A 25,655-nucleotide genomic window follows, 5' to 3' on the forward strand; every position below is an offset into this window, starting at 1 on the left:
CCCCGCGACCTGCGCAAATGAACAGTCCGGGTTCAGGAAAAGGCATCAACCCTCAGTGACAAGGTGCACATTGCCGCCAAAAGGCACCTTCTCGAAGATCTCCTCCGAAAAATCAAGCTCGCTGACCTTCTTGCGTGAGTCGCCAAGCACGAAAACAGGCTTCTCCACGGACTGCATAAGCTCAACTATCCTCCGGCTGCCAACCTTGTTTACGAAAAACTCATCACTGAACTGATCCACCCCCAGCCAGGCGGCATCCAGCCGGGAAACAATGTCCGGCAGGCGGTCATCTTCGATCAGCTGGGCATTTATACCCCGGGAGCGCAGTTCCTGGTACTGGCTTTCGCCTTCCCCGCCCGGCTCCGAACGGGTCTGCCACACATTCAGCCCTTCCACCTTTGCAGAAACCTCCGCGGCTATCCCGATCAGCATGCCACTGTGGGAATGCATGAGCACCGTCTGACCGGTGAAGTCCTGCTTTTCCAGCAGGCGTCTGGCGATATCACGGTGAATATTATTCCATCGACTCTCATAGGCTTTTAACTCATCGGGGAAATCCGGGCCGATACAGGGCTCAAGAGAGTCCAGCAGGTGATGCACCACAGCCATGGAATCGTCTATCTTCCGCAATTCCCGGAACGCCCACTTCAGGCGCTTCTCATAGTCAGAGTCCTGTTCGAGAGCTGCCAGTTCCTGGCAGATGTGATCAACGAGCACCGATGAGCCATGCTGCCTGTCGCCAGCAATTTGCTTTATTTTTTCCTCAAAGCTCATGTTGTTACTCCTTCCAGAGTCGCGCTGATACCAGTGACTGACAGAGCAAACGGACAGGTCGTTCCGGAACCGTGCGGAGCCATGGATGGCGGAGCCCGAGCGTACATGGAAGTATTTACAGCGTGTTCCGGAAAGACCTGTCCGTTTGCTAATGCACGGATTAGACGCCATCTCTTATCAGTTGGCCCAACCATGCGGCATTTCAACAGGGGCCGATAGAGGGGTGTAAACAGGTTGCAAAGATAATACATTGAGGGAATGCGGAGCTTTTTGCTTAGCGGCTCACGGAGCAACGCCTGATTGGAAAAAATTCGCCGATTGACCAGGGAGATCACATGAAAAACGAGCCGATGCTGTTTGCCCTCGAAGGAAGCCAGGAGTTCGGTAAAGCCGTAGCTTCCGAGCTGGGAATCCAGCTTGCCTCTCATGAAGAGCGCCACTTCGAAGACGGTGAGCACAAGGCCCGGCCGATGGAAGGCGTACGGGAGCGGGACGTCTACGTTCTTCACACGCTTTATGGCGATGAAGACCACACGGTCAACGACAAACTCCTGCGCCTGCTGTTTTTCGTGGCCACGCTGAAAGACGCAGGAGCCAGACATGTAACCGCACTGATGCCCTACCTTGCGTACGCCCGGAAAGACCGCCGGACCAAAGAACGGGACCCGATCACCACCCGTTATGTAGGCCAGCTGTTCGAAGCCATGGGCGCAGACTGCGTGGTAACCCTGGAGGTACACAACCGCGCGGCCTTTGATAACGCTTTCCGCTGTCGCGCCGAGCACCTGGAAGCCCACAGCCTGTTTGTGGAAAAGCTGCGGGAAAAACTCGGGAGCGAGGATGTGGTCATCGTTTCACCGGATTCCGGCGGCGCCAAGCGGGCCGACCGCTTCCGTGATGCATGGGAGGAGGCCACCGGCAAGCGCCCCGCCAATGCCTTCATGGAAAAACGCCGCAGTGAAGGCGTGGTTTCAGGAGAAGCCGTTGTGGGCGATGTGTCAGGCAGGGTCGCCGTCATCGTGGACGATCTGGTCGCCGGCGGCACCACCCTTCTTCGGGCCGCCAAAGCCTGCAAGGACGGCGGCGCTACCCAGGTATACGGCGTTATAACCCACGCCCTTTTCGGCCCCGGCTCGGAAAAGCTCTATGACGCGGAAGAGCTGGACGAGCTTCTGATCACCGACAGCGTCAAAGCCCAGCAGAAGGCGCCCAGTGACAGCAATGTCACCGTCATCTCGGTCGCTGGCCTGTTCGCCCGGGCCATCAGAGGTCTCAACACGGGAGAAGAAACCTCGGCCCTGCAGGACTGAAAAGGCAGGCTCCACACCGGGTCAGGAAGCCTGATCTTCCGCCTGACCCAGTGCTTGCAATCCCAGATCCAGATATTGCCGTGCCTTGTCACCCCATGGCTTTCGGTGATCATTCCGCTCCAGATGCCGGGCCTTCAGAAGTGACCAGAGAAGGGCACGGTAACCTGTGTATATGGCCACCAGTGAGTCAGGCGCGCTATCGCCGGTGACCTGCTGATAGACTTCAATAAAGCGCTCCCCAACCCAGGCGTTGCCCTGCCGTCGGCATTCCATGGCAAAGAAACACAGCTCCTCCAGAGGATCCATGAGACGCAGGCCGGCATCAAATTCCAGACGGTCGAGAAATGCCGGTTTCTCGCCAGGATAGACATGTTCCGGGCGCAGGTCGCCGTGTACGTCCACACGACGTCGAGACGCAAGATCCTGCCTGTGATCCTCCAACCGGGCCAGCAAGCCTCTTTCGAGCTTATCGAGCCTGCCTCCTGTATCTACAGGCAGACCTCGCAGCTCAGCTGCGTGTTCACCTACTTTTTTTTCCAGCTTTTCGGCCTGCACAGGCCCATGAACCGGGCGTTCAGCATAAAAATGGGCCAAGCGCCTGGCAGCCCGATCGATATCCTTCGGATCCAGGTGTCCTTCGGCCATCTGAACCTCCAGGTTACGATCCTCGGGAAGACGCCGCATCTTGACCAGGTAATCCAGAGGCCGTCCCCGGCCTTCAAGGTTGAGGCCTTCCCTCGCGTTCTCAGCCAGGGTGACCACTCCCTGGTAGACATCCGGCGCCAGTTCGGAATTGATCAGCACCTCGGTTTCGCAGTTGTGCAGTCTTGCTTCCGGCGTAGTGAAATCGAGGAAATCGTAACGCAGGGGTTTCTTGAGCTTGTAGACGAAGCGATCCGTGAGATAAACGCGGGAGAGGTGGGTTTCCCGGATCTCCACCCGGCCCGTGCCTTCGGGGTAACTGTCCGGCCGGCTCAGAAACTCCATAATTTTCCGCTCAGGGCCGGCTTCGCTGTCGCCATCATGCTGGCGCATTCCGTGGTCGGTTCTGTTTCCAGCCATTGGCTGCTGATCTCCTGATGCCTTTAGCTCTCTGGCGCCCTTGCAGGCACCCTTGTTTTCACCCCCTGGCCTATCCTAGGCTGTAAGAAGCGCTGAGGACACCCGCGTACTTTGTGTCTCTGCTCATTTTCTTTTCCACCGCAGGAGGACGCCCCCCATTATGCAACAGGCAGAGCTGGAGCGACGGGCTGGCTGGAAAAGTTCTCCCATTCTGGGCATCCTCGCCAGCATTGCGTTTGTCGGCATCATTCTTGCCATCCTCTATGCTCTGGGCATCCACGAACAGGTTGTAGTTATGCTCCGCTGGTTCGAGGCCCAGGGGGCCTGGGCTGCCATTTTATTTATTCTGCTCATGACCGTGACCGTCGTAGCCCTGTTGCCCGGTTTTCTGTTTACCACCGGTGCCGGCTTCGTGTTTGGCGTGGTGGAAGGCACCATTTACGTCGTCACCGGAACCGTGCTTGGTGCCTCTGCGGCTTTCCTGATAGCCCGTTATCTTTTCGGAGAAAAGGCGAAAAAGTTCGTCATGGAGAGAGCCAGACTCAGACTGATGAGCGAAGAATTGACCCCCCATGGCTGGAAAATCGTGCTTCTGACGCGATTGATTCCTTTTTTTCCCAGCAAGCTTTCCAACTATTTCTTCGGCCTGACCAGGTTTTCATTTCCCGGTTTCCTCGGCGGATCAATCATTGGCTTCATACCTTTTTCGCTCCACAACGTTTACCTGGGGTCTCTCGCAGCGGACCTCACTGTTCTGGGGGTAAGAGAAACCGGCCGATCGCCCCTTGAGTGGGCCATATACGGCGCCGGGTTTGCTGGCACCGTGGCCGCTGTCGTTTACCTCAACATCCTCGCACGCCGTGCTCTGGCCAAATACACAGACGAGGAAGACACCCTGGAGATCAAACAGTGACCTGGATGAAATGGCTACCCTGGCGCTTCGTGGTCAAACACGTCGCTCGCAGACACGGTTTTCTCGACCCCATTGCCCTGCTTTCCAGGCTTCATGGCTTTGCCCAGCCATCGGAGGTTGGCGAACCCATTGAGCTGCTGCGGGCCGGAGTGGTGTTCCACGCCCGGGGCCTGATCAACAGCCGGGTTATCCAGCATAACCTGGACTGGGTCTGGCCCTACTGGATCGAGCGCCAGTTTGATCCCCGGGATCCTTCGTTCATTCCCCGGGCCTTTTCCATTACCCATATCAACCTCAGCAATCGGAACTGGACGGCTGTGGGCCATCCGGATTGCGACGAACTGCCAATCGTGGATCCCAGGGGCCTTGTGACACCGTTTTTTGACAGCTGGTCGCTCGACGGCTGGCTGCTCGCCGATGACGGCCGCTGCCTGCTACCCTCACGGGCAAAGGAATCCCGCCAGTGGCAGGATGTGGGGGAGGTAATCAGCGTCAACACCGAGTCCTCCATGGACGATATGGAACTGAGCACCCGGTGCTGGGTGGAGCTGGAATATGGCATTCCGGTCTGCAGATTCCGGTTGCGGGCGAGGTCGGAGGTTACTGGCTCGCTGGTTCTGGCATTGCGACCTTCCAACCCGGAGGGAATCAGCTTCATCAACCGCGTCACTCTGTCCAAAGAGCGGGACTCATGGACGGTGGAAGACGAGCGTTCTGTCACCTTCAGCGCGCCCGCAGAGCGGCACCATATTTCGGATTACCGGAATGGCGATGTTCACATCCATCTGACCGATCGCGAAGACCAGACCGAGGGCATCTGCGACGTAGGCATGGTAACGGCGGCAGCGCTGTTTTCCGTCAAGGCCGGGGAAACCCGCGAAATTACCGCCAGCATTCCCCTGAGCGACAGCCGGGCGCGCCTGCCTCTGGCTGACGCCTGGCAGACCGAGCGGGAGGGCCATGCCCGCCTGGTGTGCCCGGACCCCCAGTATCAGTTTCTCTACGATGCCGCGATTGTATCCCTGATTCTCCACTCTCCCGACGATGTCTATCCCGGGCCGTTCACCTACAAGCGCTTCTGGTTCCGGGATGCAGCCTTCATCATCAACGCGCTGGTGAGTATTGGCCTGACAAGACGTGCCGAACGGGCTCTGTCCCGTTTTCCTCAGCGCCAGACCAGTCGCGGCTATTTCCGGTCCCAGGAGGGCGAATGGGACGCCAACGGTGAAGTGCTCTGGATCCTCAAACGCTTTTTCGACCTCACCGGCCGCCGCCCGGAAAAACACTGGCACGGCCCCATAACCCGTGGCGCCCAGTGGATCACCGCCAAACGTATGAGAAAAGAAACTGTGGCGCCCCATGCCGGGCTTTTACCTGCCGGCTTCAGCGCGGAGCACCTTGGCCCCAACGATTACTACTACTGGGATGATTTCTGGGGCATCTCGGGGCTCCACGCTGCAGCGGATATGCTCGGCGATGCCAGACCGGAGGACAGCAGGGCCTTCCGGGAAGACGCGGTGGACTTTGCAAAGGCCGTCGACCGCAGCCTCGAGGGCTGCCAGCAGCGCCTGAAACGGCCTGGCATGCCCGCCTCCCCCTACCGCCGCCTCGATGCCGGCGCCATAGGCTCGCTCGCGGTGGGGTATCCCACGCAGCTGTGCGCACCGGATGATCCCCGGCTGCTTGACTGTGTTGAGTTTCTGCTGGAGCGGTGTTTCGTGGGCGACGCCTTCTATCAGGACATGATCCATTCCGGTCTCAATGCCTACCTGACACTCCACGTAGCCCAGGTGCTTCTGCGGGCGGGAGACTCCCGTTATTTGCAGCTGATGGATTCGGTGGCGAACCTGGCTTCCCCGACGGGCCAGTGGCCCGAAGCGATCCATCCCGGTACCCTGGGCGGCTGCATGGGGGACGGGCACCACGTCTGGGCCTCGGCCGAATGGGTGCTGATGATCCGGAACTGCTTTGTGCGGGAAGAAGGCGAACGCCTTGTCCTTTGCGGAGGCATACCAGGCCGCTGGCTGGAACAGAATGAGATCATCAGCTTCGGCCCGGCGCCAACCAGCTTTGGCACTGTATCCGTCAGCATTACGCCTGACCCCACTGGCTCTCCCCGGGTGGAGTGGACGGCTGACTGGCACCGCGAGGAACCTGCCATTGATGTGAATCTGCCGGGTTATGAACCGGTAGTGGCCAGCCCGGGAACAGGGTCTGCCGTCCTGAAAAAATCCAGTTGCGGAAGCTGAAAATGCGCCAGAGTCTTTCATGCTATAGACTTCGGCTTGCCAGCAGACTCTTAAGCTGGGTGTGAGCAAGCGGGCAGGCCTTTCCAAAACCGTCCGGAGCCAGGGATGGCGGAGGTCGAGCGTACAGGGATGTATTCACAGCGTGTTTTGGAAAGGCCTGCCCGCTTGCTCACTGGCAACCAATGTGAGGTGACTTCATTTGAACCCGAAAAGCACCCAGCCACCCCTGGGCATTATCGAAGGTTTCTACGGCCCTCCCTGGACATGGGAAGAACGCGAGGCTGTGGTGCGCAGGCTCGCTCCCCATGGCTATGGCTTCTACTGGTACGCTCCCAAAAGTGACCCTTTCCTGCGCCGGCGCTGGAACGAGCTTCACCCCCGGACCGAGGCCGAAAACCTGAGCCATTTTGCCGGCTATTGTGAAAACCTCGGGATCGGCTTTGGAGTCGGCCTCAGCCCCTACGAGATTTACCGCTCCTTTGATGCAAATGCCAAACAGCTTCTGAAAGACAAACTTGCCCACCTCCGCGATCTGGGAGTGAATCGGCTGGCGCTGCTTTTTGATGATATGCCGGGAGACCTCCCAAAGCTGGCGGAGCGTCAGGCCGAAGTTGTTGACTGGGTGCAGGCCGAGGGCAGATTCAAGCATCTTGCCGTCTGCCCCACCTACTACACCTGGGACCCGGTTCTGGACCGGGTATTCACACCCCGTCCCGCCGGTTACCTGAAGCGGTTGGGCGAGCTTCTGCATGATGACATCGATGTTTTCTGGACCGGGGAAGAGGTCTGTTCCCGGGCAATCTCTCCCGGACATGTCCGGGCCATCCGGGAAGAACTGGGGCGGCCAGTCCTGCTCTGGGACAACTACCCGGTCAACGATGGGGACCGGATGTCGCAGCATCTCCATCTCCGAGGGTTCACCGGCCGCCCGGCAAGCCTGGCGGGCCAGGTGCGGGGCCACGCCATCAACCCTGCCCTGCAGCCCACGCTCACCTGCATTGCCGCCATTACTCTTGCAGAAAGTTACCGGCTCGGTGACGACTACTGCTACATGGCTGCCACACGCAAAGCGGCCACCGAAGTGCTGGGAACACGACTGGGCAGCCAGGTATGTGATGATATTCTCCTGCTGGAAGACGCCGGCCTTCGGCGACTGAGCAGTGAAAAGCAGAAAATCCTGCGGGAGCGGTATGGCAGAATCAACCACGCCGGCGCGAGGGAGATTCTCAACTGGCTTGATGGAAGGTACCAGGTCACAGACGAGATGGTTCAGACCCAGTGACGAGTCACCGGACTTGAGGATACCTGTAGGATGTCTCCGGCTGATTCTGCAGAAAGACCTTGAGTTCCGGCTCAGGCATGGGGCGCGCAAAAAAGAATCCCTGGCCAAGGCCGTAGCTGAGGTCCCGGACCATGGCCCACTGTTCTTCTGTTTCGATTCCTTCAGCCACCAGCCTGAGGTCAAGCGCCCCTGCCATGTCCCGGATGGACCGGATAAGCTCCCTGCTGACCTTTCCGCGGCTGCCTTCCCGCAGAAAGGATTTGTCCAGTTTCAGCATGGCTACCGGTAGTTCCCTGAGCCGGCTCAGGGACGAATGGCCAATTCCAAAATCATCAATGGCGACGTCAAATCCGCTGGAATGGAGCCTGGCTAGCACCCTTTCCGTTCTGTGGGAGTTCCTCAGCAACGAATCCTCCGTAACTTCCAGTATCAGCGCTCCAGGCGCTACTCTTTCCGATTCACTGATTGCCTTTAAGCGATCAAGCAGCTTTGGCTCACTGAGCTGATTCACCGACAGGTTCAGCGTCATGCGCAGATCTGGCTGAATGCTCCGGCAGCGCGCCAGAGTCTGGCAGGCCTGTCGGAACAGATATTCCCCGGCCTCATGGATCAGTCCGGTTTCCTCCAGCATTTTCAGGAAATTCTCCGGTTTTCGCAGGGAGCCGTCCGGGCGGGGCCAACGCATCAGTGCTTCGATGAATTCCACCCTGCCGCTCTTCAGATTGAGGATCGGCTGGTAGAAGGTAACAAGCTGATCCTGATCAACCGCCTCCCTCAGCTCATTTTCCAGCTCCAGACGCTGACGCTGATCATGTGTCAGAGCCGGAGAATAGAAATGAAACTGGTCGCCACCCTCAGCTTTGGCGTTATACATGGCCATATCCGCCAGATTGATCAGGTCCGTGGCGCGGGGAGTGTCTTCGGGAAACACACTGATGCCAACGCTGACGCCCAGACGGTGTTCATGGGCGCCATCCCTGAAAGGCTGCCTCATGTGATCCACCAGGCGCTCAGCAAGAAGGGTTGAGGCACGTACAAGCTCCTCGGAAGGAGTCGCCCACTCCGTATCTGACTCAGGATGGTCTGCGTAAACAAGAAACACGAATTCGTCTCCACCCAGCCTGGCAACAAAATCCTCTTCCCGGGCCAACTGATTCAGGCGTTCAGCTACCAGCCTGAGCAACCTGTCCCCCACCACATGACCAAGGCTGTCATTGATGCGCTTGAAACCGTCCAGGTCGACGAACAGCAGGGCTGCGTGACGGGGGTGGCGGTCCGCCTCGGAGTCCAGTCTGGCAAGCTCCTCCTTCAGGTACTGCCGGTTTGGCAGTCCTGTCAGCGGGTCACGGTAGGATCTTTCATTGGCTAACGCCCGCTGCTCGTCGAGAAGGTCACGGGTACGCAGGGCCGATATTCCATAGGCCGCGTTGTCCGCCATGCGTCTGAGCAGGTCTACTTCGCCGTCATGAAACGCCGTGGGAACCGTCGAATAGATAACCAGCACCCCGGCGTCGGCGTTGTCCTCGAATAGCAATGGCAGCGCAGCCACGGCTTTGATGCCCTGACGAATCACAAAGTCACTCGCCGGCAGCGAGCCACCGGATTGAATCACCGGCTGGCGCTCCTCAATCGCCTGGGCCGCAACTTCCAGGTTTTCATCGGCCTCTCCCCGGAGGATAGCCTCTCTGCCACTCTCAATTGCTGCCCGACTGCCCTGCGCCGCAACAATCTCGACCGAATGCTCAGAGGCCGGCCTCTGCATACCTGCCCATGCCAGAAGATAGCCATTGGGCCCTGTGATCTTTGACAGCACAGTTTCCAGTAACCCGGTTTCATCGCACGCCCGCAGAGTGACTTCGTTGCAATCCGCCAGCAACCGGTAGGCGCGGTCAACCCGGCGCAGTTGTGTCTCGGAAGCCAGATACAGCTCATGCTGCCCTCTGGACAGCTGGCGCAAGCGCAGCAGATTACGAACCCGGGCGGTAAGCTCCGCGGTCAGAGCCGGAGTGAATACGACCTCATCAACGTAATTTCCGAGCAGGTCCCGGGTATGGCCAAGCTGGCTTTCACGGAGCATGAGAAGGGCGGGAACCAGTGTTGGTGCCTGCACATCCCGGATGCGGCTAACGAGCTCCCGATTTTTTCTAAGGCTGTTGAAATCGATGATAATCAGGTCCACCTCGTCATCCGGGAGTTCCCCGTTTTCGGGATGGATCAGCCGGTGGCGGGAAAGCATCTCGACAAGCACTCGCCGGTTTCCCTGATGACTGACAACAAGCAGTATATTGGCCATACAGGCTAGGTTCCCTTGTCATCTGTCCGGTTGCCGTGGCCTCTGCCGGTGCTCACCTGAATAGGCTGACCTCTGAGGATGCCCTGAAGTCCCCGCAATGGGGGCCCTATTCGCAGGCCTTCATCAGTGATATCAAATTCATGCAGGCTCTTTTCAAAGTCCCCTGCGCGCTTTTTGATCACGCTGATGGTCTTTCTGAGCTCGCTGTCCATTTCTATATAGCGGAGCATGATCAGGAGATCACTGAGATAGGTCATACCTGGGTCAGCAGCGGTGACGTTTTCGGATGAAATATGAGGGGTCTCGTTGATCAGAATGACGGTGACGCCCAGGCCAACCAGATACCGGCAGAGCGCATGCAGGCGCCCCCCCGCGCTTTCGTCGGGGGCAGCCAGGTTGGCCACAGACACGGAGTAGCCGGAGGAGCCGTCAATCATGACGGTTTTTACACCACCTTCCTGAACCCGCTTGCGAAGAGCGTGTCCCATCTCGTCCGGCGAATACGCGAGCGGCTCAATGGTCCAGACATCAAGCCTCGCCTGGTCCAAAAGGCTGTCCACCGGCAACCCGACATTTCTACAGCGCTCAAGGATGCTGGTACCGCTCTCCTCGAAGGTGCAGACAAGCGTAGCATCTCCCGATTTCGCCATCGCACAGACAAGCTGCATGCCCAGGGTCGTCTTTCCTGCCCCTGTGGGGCCGGCGATGATGGTCATGGTGGCAGTCCTGATGCCCCCATGCAGAATGGCATCGAGCTGCTGGACACCGGTGCTGATTTCCACCGAGCCGGAAGAGCGCTCACCGTCCTCAGGCACCAGCCGGGGAAATACCTGTATGCCCCTGTCGGTCAACCGCATGGAATGCCAGCCATCCATGAAATTGGAGCCCCGAATTTTTGTTACGCTGAGCATGCGCCCCTTGTTCATCCGTTCGAGGTTTATGATGCCATCCGCGATATAGTAAAGATCCGCATCCGGCTTCTCGCCCCGCATTGTCCGGAGGTCTTCACTGGAAAACACAAGTGTGGCGCCGCGTTCGGTGAGGAAATTGAACAGGGCCTGGCTCTGCCGACGGAACTGAAAGCTGTCCGGAGCCAGTGATGAAAGACAGGAAAGTGGTTCAATCGCGACGCGCCCGGGCTGATGCCGGTCTACGGCTGCACAGATCCGGTCAACCAACGGTGCGAGACCCAGCTCCGAGGTCGGAACCACATCGAAGGACTCCCGAGTTTCCTGCCGGACGTCTCCGGGGGAGAGGTCCTCCAGCACAAGGTTGTCAGTCATGAGGCCAAGTGAGTCTGCCATCCACCGGATCTTGTCGAGGTTTTTGTCCAGTGTGACAAGCAGAGACTTCTCGGCCGGTTCCGCTACAAGAAAGTGCAGGCAAAGTGTTGTCTTCCCACAGCCCGGCCCGCCAGTGACCATGTAGGCCCGCTCTTTTAAAAATCCCCCTCCGATAACCGAATCAAGCCCGGCTATGCCAGTTGATATGCGAGTGACCACAGGTCTCCTCCCTGATAAACATGGTTTTCGATACTGCTTTCAGGTCAAGCTCACCTGTAGGCGCAGACAGCACAATGACCTCGCGAGCGCTCATGGCGCTGGAAATCACGGGAACTGTCAGCCATCAAGTGGCCAGGAACCCTCATTTAATATGTGCTTTTTAGCTGGCCAACAAAGATTCTCATAGCGAAAAGGGACCTACAACCATAATTGACGAGCAGCCGGGATTTTGATGCAGCCCACCTCGACACAGATCTGGATATTGCAGCTGAAACTGGGCATGAGGCGGGGCACGACAGAGCCCGTACAATGTGAGGCGCTGACAGGTAATCAGCCATAAAAAAACCCGCGATGGCAAATCGCGGGCCTTGTCCCACTACTCGGGCGTCAGGACACTTCGCCGAGTGCCTCTTCAACCATCTTCAAGCCTTCTTCAAGGATTTCGTCCTCAATAGTGATGGGCATCAGGAAGCGGATGGAGTTACCGTACATGCCGCAGCTCAGCAGGATGAGCCCTTTTTCCTTGCACTTCTTGACCACAGCAGCGGCAAGGTCCCCTCTGGGCTCCCTGCTGGACTTGCTATCCACCAGTTCAAAAGCAGCCATGGGCCCGACATTCCGCACGTTATCTACGTGGGGGAACTGTTCCTGCCACTGGGCGAAGCGTTCTGCCAGCTTGTCGCCGAGCCGGACCGCCCTGCCCAGAATGTCTTCGTCCTCGAAAGCCTGCATGGCCGCAAGTGCTGCGGCACAGGACACGGGACTGCCGGTGTAGGTTCCGCCCAGGGAGTTGGGGCCGGAGGCATCCATATGCTTGTCCGTTCCCACGATGGCAGAAATCGGCATGCCGTCTGCCATGCTCTTGGCGCAGGTGAGCATGTCTGGCTCAACGCCACTGTGTTCAATCGCAAACATCTTGCCGGTGCGTCCGAAGCCGCTCTGCACTTCGTCCACAATCATCAGCATGCCGTGCTCGTCGCAGATGTCGCGAATTGCCCGGAGAAAGCTGTGGGAGGCGGCATAAAAGCCCCCTTCGCCAAGCACGGGCTCAATGACCACTGCAGCGGTGTCTTTGGGGTTGGCGTCCGTTTTCAGAACCATTTTCAGGCCGCGCAGTGCCTCGTCTTCACTGACTCCGTGATAGGGAATCGGGTAAGGCGCCCGGAACACGGTGCCAGGCATGGGGCCGAAATCCGTCTGATAGGGATTCACCTTGCCGTTCATCGCCATGGTCATGAAGGTACGGCCATGATAACCGCCATCAAAACAGATCACATTGGTCTTGCCAGTGGCAGCCCGGGCAATCTTGAGGGCATTTTCCAGCGCTTCAGCACCTGAGTTGGCCAGCATCACCTTGCCATGACCGCGAACAGGGGCAATCTGGCTCAGCTTCTCCGCAACCTTTACATAACCCTCATAGGGCATGACCGTCTGGCAGGTGTGCATCAGCTTGTCCAGCTGTGCCTTGACGGCTTCGACGACCTTCGGATGACGGTGGCCAAGATTCAGCACACCGATGCCGCCGGCAAAATCGATCATGCGTTTGCCGTCGGCATCCCACACTTCGGCGTTCTTCGCGTAGTCGGCGAACTGCTCGTTGGGGCTGGCCACACCCGCAGCGACATACCGTTCTTTCAGTGCCTGCAACTCTTTGTTGCTCATCCTGTCCTCCATTGCTCATAGCGTCGAAATCCGACCCACAGTATGGCCCTTTGGTGAGCGTTTTTCCAATAGGACCTCAGTCGTGCCCCCTGACCCGGAGCAGTCCGGCGACAGCGGTCAGCGCCTGAACTTTGTCTCCAGTACCACTGCGGAATTTGTGCGTTCGACGCCCTCCAGGTCACCTATGCGGTCCAGCACCGCGCTCAGTTCTTCCAGAGACTGGGCCTGCACAATGGCGATCAGATCATATTCCCCGCTCACCGAGTACAGCTGCGCCACCTGACTGATCTGCTCCAGGGAGGCGTTTGTTCGCCCGGTGAGCTTCTGGTAGACCTTGATGGAAACATGCGCTTCCACCTGATTGCCCAGATACTCACCGCCCAGTTCCACGGAATAACCACGTATCACCCCGCTGGCTTCCAGCCGGGCAAGGCGGTTCTGCACTGTTGAACGTGACAGGTCCAGAGTGCGGGCCAGGTCTGAAATACTCATTCGTGCGTTCTGTCGAAGCAGAAGTAGCAACTGCTGGTCCTGCTTACTGATCATTGGGCACCCTTTTCTCAAAATGACTTTATACACGGTCATTATGACCAATAACTGAATTATTGCGCATTTTTTGACACTACATATTGACCCGAGAATCCCGCAAACTTCCCTCATTCATCGCCTGGAACCGGCAATCATCTGAACTTATCGTCACGGCCCAGCGCAGGTTGCTGGCCTGCTCTGAGGGAGAAACCGGAACATGATCATTCGCCCCATCGCCTCCAGCGACCTGCCGGCCCTCCAGCAAATGGCGGAAGAATCCGGCCCGGGATTTACGTCCCTGGTAAGAGACAAAGCCCTGCTGGCAGAAAAGATCCAGCGCTCTGTCGACAGCTTCCGGAGTCCGGTCGGCCGGCCTGGAAATGAAACTTACCTGTTCATTCTTGAGGATCCTGTTTCAGGTGAGGTCATGGGAATATCGGGCATTGAGGCCTCGGCAGGCATCCAGAGGCCCCTTTACCATTTCCACAAAAGCCAGATGGTTCCTGGCAACCGGCGACCAGACACGTCGGACAACTATCCCCCTGGCAACGAGGTGCTGAAAATAACCAGCCATTACACTGGCTGCACCGAGATCTGCACCCTCTTCCTGCGACCACAGTTCCGGCGGCCCAATGCAGGCAAGCTGCTGTCGCGGGTTCGCTTTGCCTTCATGGCCCAGCATCCCGAAAGATTTTCAGACACGGTCATAGCGGAGATGCGGGGCGTTTCCAGCCCTGATGGTTCGGCGCCTTTCTGGAACTGGCTCCGGCCCCATTTCGCAGACATGGATTTTACCAGCGTCACCCGGAAGGTGGGGGCGGGGGATCTGGACTTCATTGCGGACCACTGCCCCCGCCATCCGCTGCATACCCAACTGATGAGCCCGGAAGCCCGGGCGGTAATCGGCCAGGTACACGACAGAACCCGCCCAGCCCTGAGCCTTCTGGAGGCTGAGGGGTTTCGTTTCAGGGGATATTTCGATCTGTTCGATGCCGGCCCCACGGTGGAAGCCACGCGGAGCCAGGTCCGCAGCATTGCCGGGTCAACCGAATGTGGAGTCCGGATTGTCGACGGCAGGGCCAGGATTGCCGATCCACTGGAAAACCCTGAAACCCCGAACCAGTTACTGATCGCCAATGCCAGCTCTGAGCAGTTTCGCGCCACCATGACCGACCAGGCCACCCTTCATGGGCGTTCCGGGATGCTGGAGATAACGCCGCAACTTGCGGAATCTCTGCGCCTCGGGAAAGGCTGCAGGGCAAGAGTGCTGGAACCAGTCACTGCTGGGGCAGATATCGCCCGCAGGCCGACCCCGAACTTTCACCGGGAGGCTGGTTACGCGGTCCTATAGCCCTGTCCATGCTGCCGGCCGTTCGTGGGGTGATTTGATCCGCTTGACGGCGACTGCGCGACGCACCCGAAAGGTGCTTCTTGTATGTTCTTTCAGGATTTGCCAGGCTCAAAAAGCCAAACCGTGCTTTTTCATTTACCACGGAGAGCCCATCTATGAAACCTCAACTCGGATTCAGGATTGCAATTGCAACAGCCGGGCTGTTCTGCCTTATGCCCGCGGCCTCACAGGCATCATCCTTTCAGATTCTCGAGCAAAGTCCCGCCAGGCTCGGTACTGCTTTTTCCGGCACCGCCTCCATTGCAGATGACGCGACCACGGTTTTTTTCAATCCGGCGGGCATGACCCAACTGGACGCTGCGCAGGTAACAGTAGCCGGCCACCTGGTGCTCACCAAATCCGAGTTTGACAATGAGGGCTCGACGGCGGCGGACGGCACGGCGCTGCAGCGGCCATTGAGGGGTGACAGCGGTGAAACTGACGAGGCAGGTTTTGTTCCCAATTTTTACTATGTACAGCCGATCACCGAGCGCTGGCGTTTCGGGCTTGGAATAAATGCCCCTTTCGGTCTTGTCAGTGAATACGAAGACGACTGGATAGGGCGATATCACGGTACCAACAGTGAACTGGCGGTTCTCAACATAAACCCGACGTTCGCCTACGCCGTGACCGACCAGCTATCCGTCGGTTTCGGCCTCAGTTATCAGACAGTTGACACCACACTGGAGAACGAAGTCGACTCCTTTGGCGCCTGTTTTGCGGCCAGCTCAAACGGCCCGGCCTGCGCCCTGGCCCACGGCGGCCCAGGGAACAGGTCATCAGACAGCAGCGTGGAGATCGAGGGGGACGACAGCGATGTGATTGCGGATCTGAGTATTCACTGGCAGCCGCTCGAGGGCACCCGCATCGGGCTCGTCTGGCGCCAGGGAGGAGAGTTCGAGCTTGAGGGCGATGCAGACTTCTCGCCCTCGACCTCCTGTGCCCAGGACCCGGCCTGTACCACAACCCTTCAGAAGCTTGATGGCGATGTTGAGGCGGACCTGGAACTGCCAGATACAATAACTCTGAGCGCATCCCATCGCTTCGACGACGTATGGCAGGTTCACGCGGACATCGCCTGGACCGAATGGAGTTCCATCAAGGAGATTGGAATAATCAACACCGACGAAAACCTGCGAGTGGCCACGCTGGACCTGGAATACGACGACACCATGCGTTACGCCATAGGCGCCAGCTTCGAGCCAGAGGGCCGATGGACCTGGCGCCTGGGTTTTGCATTTGACGAAGCGCCCCAGACAAGCCGGGAGTTTGTCACGGTTCGCATTCCTGACCAGGACCGTTTCTGGACCAGTGCAGGCTTCAACTACGCGTTTTCCGAAAAAGCCTCAGTGGATGTTGGTTATGCTCACATCTCCGTGGACGACAGCGAGATCAACAAAGTCGAACAGGGCAACCGCCTGAAGGGCAATTTCGCCTCCAGCGTCAACATCTTTGCTGTCCAGGGCAACTGGCAGTTCTGAGCCGCCCAGTCTGGTGTGTCTGCCTGCCTTATGCTGAACAGGGACGTTCAGCTGTCCACGGACGTCTGGAAAAGCGCCCTGCTTTTCGGCGTCACCAGACTCTGCAACACAGACTCCGTACACCTACATATTTGTCCTGCGCGAGGATCCCAGCTCAGCTCTCGCAGAAGAAATTACACGGATGGAGGAACGGAAAAGCAGCCATACCAGCCCGAGAGCCACAACAATATCCGGCCACTGAGACCCGGTAATCCACACAGCCCCCGCCGCTACAAAGACTGAAAGATTTGACGCTATGTCGTTCCGTGAACACTCCCACACCGAACTCATGTTCACGTCTTCATTGCGGTGTCGCCAGAGCAGGTAAAGGCAGAGGGAATTGGCTGCCAGACCAACGAGACTGAATGCCCCCATGACTTCAAAAATGGGCGTGGCTGGCACAAACATCCGGTACACCACCTGCCCCGCAACCACACAGGCCGCCAGCAGGATGAGCCCACCCTTGAAGAGCGCAACCCGGGCTTTGACCTCCGGCCCGCGGGAAACCGCGTAAAGGCTGAGGCCATAGGTCAGGGCGTCACCCAGATTGTCGAGGCTGTCGGCCAGCAGCGCTGTCGAATGGGCATAGATGGCTGCAGCTGCGATCACAAAAAACATCACCAGATTGATGCCAAGAACCCTGTTCAGGGTTCCCCTCTGTCTGGTCTGAAGAAGTTCAAGATTACTGTCGTCGTCGCAACAACCGCTCATTTCATATAGTCCCTTGGTGGCCGGAAGCGGATTTTACTGCATGAATCGGGGCGATGACATCCATCGCCCCGATTCCGGGCTGGGCGAAAACCTCCGGGCAAGTGTAAAAAAGCATCAAATTTTTAAAATGCGGCCTCTGCAGGGATCCATAAGTAGCAAATCAAAGTACTTAAACATCACAACGAAGCAGGTTCTGAAACAGAATCAATTAACTGTATGGAAGGTCCCCAAGTCATGCACAAACAACTTACGATTGCCCAGCGCTTAACATTCGGCTTTGGCCTGGTCCTCTTTCTGATGATTCTGATCACCATGATCGGCATTAACCGCGTAGGCTTTATCGACGCAACACTTACAAGCGTGAGCGAGGGCGAAACCCGGAAGCAGCGGCAGGCCATCAATTTCCGCGGAAGTGTGCATGACCGGGCCATCGCCATTCGCGACGCTGTCCTGGTTCAAAATGACCAGGCACTGAACAGGCACCTCCGGGAAGTTGAGAGACTGGATGATTTTTACCAGGATTCGGCCGGCTCAATGGAGCAGCTTTTCGGGGCACACAAGAACACGAGTGAAGAGGTTCAACTGCTCAGACGCATTGAGGATATTGAAAGAACCACTCTTGCCCTGACTGAAACCCTGGTGGACATCCGCAGAGGCGGCGATATTGAAAACGCCAGAGAGTTTCTGCTGTCAGATGTCTCCCCTGCCTATACCGAATGGCTCAAGCGAATCAACGCGTTCATCGATTACCAGGAAGCTCTCATCCGGGCCGAGATTGCCAGCGTGCGGGACGTCGCCGGCGGCTTCAAATGGACCATTCTGGGCGTTACAGCTCTGGCGGTTCTGGTAAGCATCATTGTTTCCCTGCTGATCATCCGCAAGCTCAAGCGCACCCTGGGCGCCGAGCCCCACGAAGTCGCGGACGCTCTTCGCCGTGTGGCGGACGGTGAGTTGATGCAGGACATCAGAACGCCCCACGACGACAGCGTTATGGGAGCCCTGAAAACCACCCTTGCCCGCCTGGTGGACACCATCCGGGAAGTACGGTCAGGAGCCGACGAGCTGAACACTGCCTCGGCGGAGCTACGCTCCACGTCAGATAGCAACAGCGAGCAGATCCGGGTTCAGTCAAGGGAAGCAGAACAGATGGCTGCGGCCGTGAACGAGATGGCAGCCTCCGTGGCCGAAGTGGCCAGCTATGCGTCCAAGGCTGCGAGCGCAACCCAGACAGCCGACCAGGAAGTCAGAACCGGCAACCGGGTCGTGGGAGACACAGCAGCAGCTATCAACCGCCTGGCGGAAACCCTGGAGGAAGCCTCCGAAACAGTTCAGGGGGTTTCAACAGACAGCAGCAATATCGAGAAGATCATTGAAGTGATCAACGCGATTGCGGAACAGACCAATCTGCTGGCGCTCAATGCCGCCATTGAGGCAGCCCGCGCAGGCACCCATGGACGGGGCTTTGCGGTGGTTGCTGACGAAGTTCGCTCACTCGCCACCCGGACCCAGGACTCCACCCGTGAGATCCAGGAAATGATCGGCAAACTGCAGGTTGGAGCCGGCAAGGCTGCTTCTGTTATGGAAGCCAGCCGTGACCTGGCCCGAAAGACCGTGGCGCAGACCAGCGAAGCAGAGCAGGCCCTGGCCAGCATTGGCAACGAGGTTGGCTCCATAAATGACATGAACGCCCAGATTGCCAGTGCCTCCGAACAGCAGAGCGCCGTCGCCGAGGAGGTCAACCGGAACATCACCCGCATCCACGATGCCACCATCGAAACCTCCGCCGGGTCCGAACAGGTGGCGCGCTCCAGCCGTGAGCTGTCGGACCTTGCCGACCAGCTCAGCAGCAGGGTGAGTTTCTTCAGGATCTGAGCAGGCAGTCCGGGTTCACGCAGCTATACCGGCCCAGCGCAGGAGGGGCCGGTATCCGTGGTTGAAATCAGGCGACATGGCCGCAGACTTGATAACAGATACACGACTTATTCTGTGAGAGGAGCGGCTTATGTTGCAGGTCAATCCGGAAACCGTTTGCCGGCTGGTAGAGCTGGCCCAGAGCTTTCACGTTCAGGAACAGATCAGCATCCCGGATCAGCCCAACAGCCCCGCTGAGGACTGGAGCCGGCAGATGCTCGCCGACCACGCGGACAACACCAGCGTTCAGGAGTTCAGGACGGTGGTGGAAGATCTGGAGCCTGACCAGCAGCAGGAGGTAATGGCGCTGATGTGGCTCGGCCGAGGTGACTTCACCCTGGAAGAATGGGAGGCGATCCTTACCGAAGCCGAGGAACAGTGGACTCCGGAAACAGCTGACTACCTCCTCATGCATCCGATGCTGGCAGACTACCTGCTTGAGGGGCTGGACCTGCACGGCTATCACTGCCAGGAAACCAATATGCTACATCCCACCGGAGCCTGAAGCGCGCATAAGCACCAGCAAATAATAAAGCAGGCGGGTTAATAGCAAAAACAGCCCGTGTGCTGCCGCCCTGATATTGCTGGCTGCGATTCTAAAAGGAGTTTTCCCATGATCAGGGCATTTTCTCTGCTATTCCGCCTGGGCTGCACCTCTTTCTTTTACCGGCCTCACTCCACCGCACATGGGGTAGCTATTCTGGTTTTTGCCACGGCTGTCCTCACCGCCTGCAGCGGCACCCCGGATGCTGCAGGCGTCCCGGCAGCCAGCCAGACACCACAAGAGCAGACCGCAGAGCATTTCATGGTCACCGCAGCCAATCCCCACGCAGTCCAGGCAGGTGTTGAGGTACTGAGAAACGGCGGAAACGCGATGGATGCGGCGGTGGCCGTGCAGATGGCTCTGACCTTTGTCGAGCCGCCTGAAACCGGTATTGGCGGCGGTGGGTTCCTGCTGTATCGGGACGCAGCCACTGGCAAAATAACCATGTATGACGGACGGGAGATTGCACCCAGAAAGGCCACCCATGATCGTTTCATGCTCTGGCGCTGGCCCATGCCGCTCTACATGGCCGTTCCGAGCGGGCTATCCGTGGGGGTACCGGGACTGGTCGCCATGATGCATGAGGCCCATGGCGACCATGGATCGAGACCCTGGGCGCAACTGTTTCAGCCGGCGATTACCCTGGCCCGGGACGGCATTCCCATGCCGGATCGCCTGCAGCACCAGATAGACAATGATTTTTCCCTCCGGCTGCTCGGCGACACAGATGATTACTTCGTCGAACAATGGCAGCAGGACCCTCCCCGGCTCCGAAATACTGAACTCGCCAGGACACTGTCACTGATTGCAGAACTGGGGCCCGAGGTTTTCTATGAAGGTGAAATTGCTGAAGCAGTTGTTGAGGCTGCCCGGGCGCGCTGGCTCTGGGGGAGCGACATCACCATGGCGGATATGCTGGCCTACCGCCCGGAGCAGAGAGAGCCTCTGTGCGGCACCTACCGGGAGTGGACCATCTGCGGTGTCGCGCCCCCTTCATCCGGCGGTATTGCCGTACTGCAGATTCTCGGGATGCTTGAAAAACATGATTTGAGTTCGCTGGAACCTGGCAGCGCCGAATCCATCCACCTGATTGCGGAGGCCAGCCGCCTGGCCTTCGCGGACCGTTTTCAGTACGTAGGTGACCCGGCGTTCGTGAATGTTCCCTCCGAAGCCCTGATCTCAAAATCCTACGTTGCACGCCGGGCAGAACTGATAGACCCCTCCCGGGCCATGGCGGATATCCACCCCGGGGACCCGGATGGTCCCGTTTTTCTGGAAGATGAACCCATACCCCGGGAACGGGAGACCACCGGCACTTCCCATTTCAACGTCATAGACCGGCAGGGCAATATCGCTGCCATGACCAGTTCAATCGAATCCCCCTTCGGCAGCCGGATCATGGTCAAAGGCTTTCTGCTGAACAACCAGCTGACCGATTTCACGTTCCAGCCTTACTACGACGGCGATCTGGTTGCCAATGCCGTGGCGGCCAGCAAACGGCCCCGTAGCTCCATGGCTCCGCTTATCGTGATGGACGCCGAGGGTGAGGTTCAGCTGGTTCTCGGTTCCCGTGGCGGCAGCCGTATCATCGGTTACGTGGTCAAGGCACTGGTGGGAGTGCTGGACTGGAATATGACGGTTCAGGAAGCCATCGCCCAGCCCAATTTTCTCCACCGCGGCAAGGGTTATCCCCTGGAGCTTGAGGCCGGAACTTCTGCCGCTGGTCATGAAGAAAAACTCAGGGCAATGGGACATAAAGTGGACGTACTAAGACTTGAGAGCGGACTTCATGGCATCCAGCGTACAGATTCCGGATGGCGGGGAGGTGCTGACCCGAGGATGGATGGCGTGGCGCTGGGAGACTGAGCAATCATTCCGGCTCCTTCAGGCCATACCGGGCAAGAATCTCCTTCAACTGTCCGCTCTCAGTCAGCCGCTCGGTACCGTTTGAGACCAGGGCAGCCAGATTGCCGGCGTCTGTTCGCGTCGGAGAGAAAGCCACATAAGCAGGAATGGTACTCAAAATTCCAGCCAGTCTGGGTTTGAATTCGGGTTTATCGGTGTTCAGAAACCAGCCCATCACGTGGCCGTCGCCAACAAAGACATCCATCCGCTTCCGTTCAAGAAGCTCCACGGCCCGGGCCAGGGGTGCCGGCCCCGAAAGTATCCATACTTTTCCTGCATCACCCTCGTGGCGGTTGATGTACCTGTCGAGAGCAGGGCTGTATGAATAGCTGTTGATTCCCATCAGCGCCTGACCTTCCAGGGAATCAATGCCTTTCCATGTCCACTGATTATCCGGGTGGGTGTAAAAAGAAATCAGCGACCGGCCCTGCGGAACCCTGGGAAATACAAAATCGGGAGCGTCCGTTCGGAAGGCCCCTACCACAGCATCAAGCTTGCCCTCTCTGGTCAGCCGCAGGGCCCTGGCCCATGAAATATTGATGTACTCCACCTGATAACCTTCAGCCTCCAGCACCTCCCGGACAAGATCCACCATGTATCCCTCGTGGCTGGAACCGGCCGTACAGTTATGGGGACACCAGGGATCGGCGCCAATCAGGATTGTACCTGGTACCTTTTCGGCAGTGTTTGCCAGTGCCCCAGCGGCAGGAGAGTCCTGATGAGACCCGGTGAATTCCTGGGCGGGCGGGGCAGAAACAGGGAGGGAGCTGGCTGTATCTTCGGGAGAGGAGCAGGCCACAAGAAATGAAAGCAACAGGGCAATATACGGAACTGCAGACATGATGTTGTCCGGAACCTGGCCATAAAAGTTGCATTACCAAATCATTCTAGCCCTTTTCCCCGCGTCTGCCATCGGTTTTTCAAACCGGCGTCGGGGCATACTTTCAGATCCCCCCGGACAGGGGCACCTGAAAGGAATCAGGTACCCGCGAGCGGTTTCAGAAGAAGGGAAATGGTGTTTCGTTTTTATCGGCAGTGTTGGTGATTCGCTTGAAGGAACCCTCGGCTTCTGCATTAACAGAAAATACGTCTGCGTTGCCAGTCGCAGTGCCAAGAGTGCCAAGACGCTGCGAGCCAAAGCCTAACGCAAAGCGTATGGCACCGAAGTCGTCAGGCATATCGCCGAGTAACAGTGATTCTTTATCAAAGCCCACCGAACTTCTCGCGACCCGCAACTCAGGCCCGGAGGCTGTGTTCCTGGTCAGGAACATGTGGGAAAGCCCCATAGCGCCTAATGTGGGGCCCCCATCACGGCCAAAAGAAGCGCCCACCCAGTCAGCGTCGGGTTCTATTACGACATCAGAAGATGAGAGAGAATCGACCGGCTGCGCAATCGCTTCACTCACCCCTTCGAAATTTCTTTCGTAAAACACCCAGTTGGGCGTGCTCATCCTCAGTGGGTAAATAGTAGAAAACTCCAGCCTGCCGCCTAGAACAGCGTCGTCCTCAGTTTCTGAAAACAGGTTGTCTGCGTTCCCCTCATTCTGTCCAACGAGACGTCCTACCCGACGGACGACACATTCCCCAGTGCTTCGCTGGTAACTCCATACAATGTATTTCTCTGTCAGCAACATTGGCCCGGTCCACAGCTGACCTTCCTCAATGCCACAAAAAACACCTCCAACATTGCCTGGCTCGTCCAGCTTCTGGACACTGTTGTTGGCCACATCCGTCCGATAGAGCACACCCTGATCCACAAAATAGAACTCGTTATCCCCGGAGATTGCCGCAAGGGTGGTGTCATTTACACTCCCACCTGTGCCACCAAAGTCATGCATTGATTGATACAACAACGAGGTACTTGGGTCATAGCGCCGCAGATTGCCGTTAACATTCAGTATCTGTGAACCGTCACTCAGCGCCCCCAAAAATTCGGCGTAATTGACTGTCTCGTTGCCAGAAACCGATACGGTCGCAGACCCATCAGTCAGAATCAGATCAAGACTGGTGCCATTCAGTACCAGCCAGCCATCGTGGCTACCATCATCCCGGGTATGGAGCGAGGCTATCGGTCTGCCGGGAAAAGGCTGGCGTGCCTGGGTCTTGTCATCCCCCAGAGTAATGGTGTACCACGCTCTGTTTTGCTCGTCATTGCAGTTGCCGTCGCTGTCAATCTCATAGGCCACAGGCGTCTGAAGGGTGTCGGCGAAATCGAAAGGAGTGGAAATCCGGCATATGCTGGCGGCATCGGTTTCGCTGGAAACCCGGACAGGCGCCTGAGGGTTACCATCGGTGTCACTCTCTACCGCTACCCGCCACAGGGTCCCATCACTGCGTGGGTAAAGAATCTGGCCAACATGGAGACTGTTGACGCTTGTGCCACCCCACTTGCCGGCGAGGATCGGAATGGAGGTTGCAGTTGGATCCTTTTCATCATCCACCAGAAATACATTTTTGGGCGCAGCAGGATCAATTGCGGAAAGACTTCCCCGGAAGAACTGCAACTGGGTAGTCAGATCGACGGTTTCATCACCTCCACTGCCACCGCTACTCCCGCTATCGCTGCTACTGCTACTGCTGCTCCCGCATCCCCCCATCAGAAGTGTAATTGCCGTGATCAGTCCCGCCCTGGTCAAAAATGTCATGCTCTGTACCTCCACACGCCCTGTGAGTGTTGTCAGAGGATTCTGGCGACTGCACTCCACCCGTGTATTACCCAGCGTAGATCAAAGATTGGACATAAGACAGATTTTGCCTATTACACATTTAATAGATTCGGCGAAAACGGCCACAGGCTCAGGCTTCGAGTATTTCTTCCAGACTTCGGGGACTTACACCGAGCTCCCGGAATGTGCCCACGTTCTGACCGACAACGTTATCCTCCTCCATCAGCACGACCTGGTCCCGGTTCAGGGGCGGGTTTGGCAGCAGACCAAGAATTCCGGCCAAAAAATGCCATAGAGGAAAAGGAAGCGGCATCAGGGGCCGATGACGGCCTTCCCGTTTCATCATCAGGCGCAGGCAATCGCGATAGCTGTACTGACGGGCGCCACCCAGTTCGAAAACCCTGCCTGCTGCATCCTCAATCTCAAGGGCACGGCGGACACCAGCCGCCACGTCAGCGGGACAGACGGGCTGCAACAGAGTATCGCCCCGACCAAAGAGGGGCACTATGGGCAGTTTCGTCACCATGTCGAGGGCGTCAGCGAAGCCTGCATTCCGACTGCAGAGCACACTGGGGCGAAGAACCGTCGCCTGCCTGAAAACGGCCTGGGTTGCCTGTTCGCCTCTGGCCCGGGCCCTGACGTACTTTGATGCGGACTCGACACTGGCCCCTATCCCCGAAATCAGCACCAGGCGCTCGACATCAGCCGCCCTGGCGCAGCGGGCAGCCCGCTCTGCTCCCTTCACGTGGATTGCATCAAATGTGAGATCGCCTTTCTCATCATAAAGGGCAACCGCATTGACCACCGCCCAGGCCCCTCCTACTGCATGTGCCAGCGAGCGCTCATCCCGGATGTCGCAGGCTACCAGCTCAGCCCTGCGGTGTTCTGACTCCGGTACCGCTGCCTGGTCCGGGTGGCGGCAGGCGATGCGCACATGGTACCCATGTTCAAGCAGTTCCCGAACGATCGCTCCGCCGAGAAAACCTGTTCCCCCCAAAACGGTTACTACTGGATGTTCCATAACCAGCCTCCTTTGCTCCGAAAACAATGCCCCAAAGGTCAGGGTGCATCTTCTCTGTGGGCTGATCAAGGCTGTAAACGTGCCGACAGGCATGCGTACTTGTCACGGCATTGCGCCCTTCCATTCGTGCTAGTATCCAGGCAATTCCATCTAAATCCGCTCACATACAGTGCCGGGGCCCAGCCGTATCGGGTAACTGGAAGGAGGGCCACACTCATGACTGTGGTTGTCTGACAAAATGACTGAGGTTACCGGAAATGAGCAAAGAACAGACGCGCGTCAAGGAAACAAAGAAGAAGCCCGCACTTTCTCCGAAAGAGAAAAAAGTCGCAAAGCGGGAAAAGAAGCAATCCGGAAGCTGAGCAGCTTCTGAACGACGGAACAAAACCTGAAAAAGGCCGGCCGCACGGAG

At 57.8% G+C, this 25,655-nt stretch carries 19 protein-coding genes; 9 read left to right on the forward strand and 10 right to left on the reverse strand.

What is annotated here, in order from left to right:
- Window positions 1–45: 45 nt before the first annotated feature.
- Complete coding sequence (locus tag LG327_RS18325) at window positions 46–774, reverse strand: hypothetical protein (RefSeq protein ID WP_404364184.1); 729 nt, start codon at window positions 772–774, stop codon at window positions 46–48.
- A 335-nt stretch (window positions 775–1,109) separates the two neighbouring features.
- Here LG327_RS18325 and LG327_RS18330 point away from each other — a divergent pair, with 335 nt between their 5' ends.
- On the forward strand, window positions 1,110–2,084 hold the full coding sequence (locus LG327_RS18330; RefSeq protein WP_404364185.1) for a ribose-phosphate diphosphokinase: 975 nt from the start codon (window positions 1,110–1,112) through the stop codon (window positions 2,082–2,084).
- Between the two features lie 21 nt (window positions 2,085–2,105).
- Here the strand turns inward: LG327_RS18330 and LG327_RS18335 are convergent, their stop codons facing one another.
- A complete protein-coding gene (locus LG327_RS18335) occupies window positions 2,106–3,146 on the reverse strand; it encodes a hypothetical protein (protein WP_404364187.1) in 1,041 nt (346 codons plus the stop codon).
- Window positions 3,147–3,306: 160 nt separating this feature from the next.
- Between LG327_RS18335 and LG327_RS18340 the strand changes: the two genes are divergently transcribed.
- The 3 genes from LG327_RS18340 (at window position 3,307) to LG327_RS18350 (ending at window position 7,590) form a co-directional block, all read left to right on the forward strand.
- A complete protein-coding gene (locus LG327_RS18340) occupies window positions 3,307–4,059 on the forward strand; it encodes a TVP38/TMEM64 family protein (protein ID WP_404364189.1) in 753 nt (250 codons plus the stop codon).
- Window positions 4,060–4,064: 5 nt separating this feature from the next.
- A complete protein-coding gene (locus tag LG327_RS18345) occupies window positions 4,065–6,308 on the forward strand; it encodes a hypothetical protein (protein WP_404369546.1) in 2,244 nt (747 codons plus the stop codon).
- 199 nt (window positions 6,309–6,507) lie between these two features.
- Complete coding sequence (locus tag LG327_RS18350) at window positions 6,508–7,590, forward strand: beta-N-acetylglucosaminidase domain-containing protein (protein ID WP_404364190.1); 1,083 nt, start codon at window positions 6,508–6,510, stop codon at window positions 7,588–7,590.
- A gap of 4 nt (window positions 7,591–7,594) precedes the next feature.
- Here the strand turns inward: LG327_RS18350 and LG327_RS18355 are convergent, their stop codons facing one another.
- The 4 genes from LG327_RS18355 to LG327_RS18370 all read right to left on the reverse strand — a co-directional run bounded on the left by LG327_RS18355 (window position 7,595) and on the right by LG327_RS18370 (window position 13,593).
- Window positions 7,595–9,883 (reverse strand): putative bifunctional diguanylate cyclase/phosphodiesterase, encoded by a 2,289-nt coding sequence (locus LG327_RS18355; RefSeq protein ID WP_404364191.1) that lies wholly within the window; start codon window positions 9,881–9,883, stop codon window positions 7,595–7,597.
- Between the two features lie 5 nt (window positions 9,884–9,888).
- On the reverse strand, window positions 9,889–11,385 hold the full coding sequence (locus LG327_RS18360; RefSeq protein ID WP_404364193.1) for an ATPase domain-containing protein: 1,497 nt from the start codon (window positions 11,383–11,385) through the stop codon (window positions 9,889–9,891).
- Window positions 11,386–11,772: 387 nt separating this feature from the next.
- Window positions 11,773–13,047, reverse strand: coding sequence for a 4-aminobutyrate--2-oxoglutarate transaminase (gene gabT, locus LG327_RS18365; RefSeq protein WP_404364194.1), 1,275 nt, complete (start codon window positions 13,045–13,047; stop codon window positions 11,773–11,775).
- A 117-nt stretch (window positions 13,048–13,164) separates the two neighbouring features.
- The gene (locus tag LG327_RS18370) at window positions 13,165–13,593 is read right to left on the reverse strand and encodes an Lrp/AsnC family transcriptional regulator (RefSeq protein WP_404364196.1); all 429 of its coding nucleotides are present in this window, start codon (window positions 13,591–13,593) and stop codon (window positions 13,165–13,167) included.
- Window positions 13,594–13,792: 199 nt separating this feature from the next.
- On the opposite strand from LG327_RS18370, the gene LG327_RS18375 reads away from it, so the two are divergent.
- Window positions 13,793–14,926, forward strand: a complete 1,134-nt coding sequence (locus LG327_RS18375; protein ID WP_404364197.1) for an arginine N-succinyltransferase — start codon at window positions 13,793–13,795, stop codon at window positions 14,924–14,926.
- Between the two features lie 155 nt (window positions 14,927–15,081).
- A complete protein-coding gene (locus LG327_RS18380; protein ID WP_404364199.1) occupies window positions 15,082–16,446 on the forward strand; it encodes an OmpP1/FadL family transporter in 1,365 nt (454 codons plus the stop codon).
- Window positions 16,447–16,569: 123 nt separating this feature from the next.
- Here LG327_RS18380 and LG327_RS18385 read toward each other — a convergent pair whose 3' ends face one another.
- A complete protein-coding gene (locus LG327_RS18385) occupies window positions 16,570–17,196 on the reverse strand; it encodes a cation transporter (protein ID WP_404364201.1) in 627 nt (208 codons plus the stop codon).
- A 234-nt stretch (window positions 17,197–17,430) separates the two neighbouring features.
- On the opposite strand from LG327_RS18385, the gene LG327_RS18390 reads away from it, so the two are divergent.
- From LG327_RS18390 to ggt, 3 genes are all read left to right on the forward strand, one after another.
- The gene (locus LG327_RS18390) at window positions 17,431–19,068 is read left to right on the forward strand and encodes a methyl-accepting chemotaxis protein (RefSeq protein ID WP_404364202.1); all 1,638 of its coding nucleotides are present in this window, start codon (window positions 17,431–17,433) and stop codon (window positions 19,066–19,068) included.
- Between the two features lie 130 nt (window positions 19,069–19,198).
- Window positions 19,199–19,612 carry a DUF3775 domain-containing protein gene (locus LG327_RS18395; RefSeq protein WP_404364204.1) on the forward strand — a complete coding sequence of 138 codons (414 nt, stop codon included), beginning with the start codon at window positions 19,199–19,201 and terminating at the stop codon, window positions 19,610–19,612.
- A 108-nt stretch (window positions 19,613–19,720) separates the two neighbouring features.
- Complete coding sequence (ggt, locus tag LG327_RS18400) at window positions 19,721–21,517, forward strand: gamma-glutamyltransferase (protein WP_404364205.1); 1,797 nt, start codon at window positions 19,721–19,723, stop codon at window positions 21,515–21,517.
- Window positions 21,518–21,521: 4 nt separating this feature from the next.
- On the opposite strand, the gene LG327_RS18405 is transcribed toward ggt, so the two are convergent.
- The 3 genes from LG327_RS18405 to LG327_RS18415 form a co-directional block, all read right to left on the reverse strand.
- The gene (locus LG327_RS18405; RefSeq protein ID WP_404364207.1) at window positions 21,522–22,397 is read right to left on the reverse strand and encodes a substrate-binding periplasmic protein; all 876 of its coding nucleotides are present in this window, start codon (window positions 22,395–22,397) and stop codon (window positions 21,522–21,524) included.
- A gap of 157 nt (window positions 22,398–22,554) precedes the next feature.
- The gene (locus LG327_RS18410) at window positions 22,555–24,201 is read right to left on the reverse strand and encodes a hypothetical protein (protein WP_404364209.1); all 1,647 of its coding nucleotides are present in this window, start codon (window positions 24,199–24,201) and stop codon (window positions 22,555–22,557) included.
- A 151-nt stretch (window positions 24,202–24,352) separates the two neighbouring features.
- Window positions 24,353–25,243, reverse strand: coding sequence for a complex I NDUFA9 subunit family protein (locus tag LG327_RS18415; protein WP_404364211.1), 891 nt, complete (start codon window positions 25,241–25,243; stop codon window positions 24,353–24,355).
- Window positions 25,244–25,655: the final 412 nt, after the last annotated feature.

It is taken from the genome of Marinobacter sp. (genome assembly GCF_044799475.1).
GTDB lineage: Bacteria > Pseudomonadota > Gammaproteobacteria > Pseudomonadales > Oleiphilaceae > Marinobacter.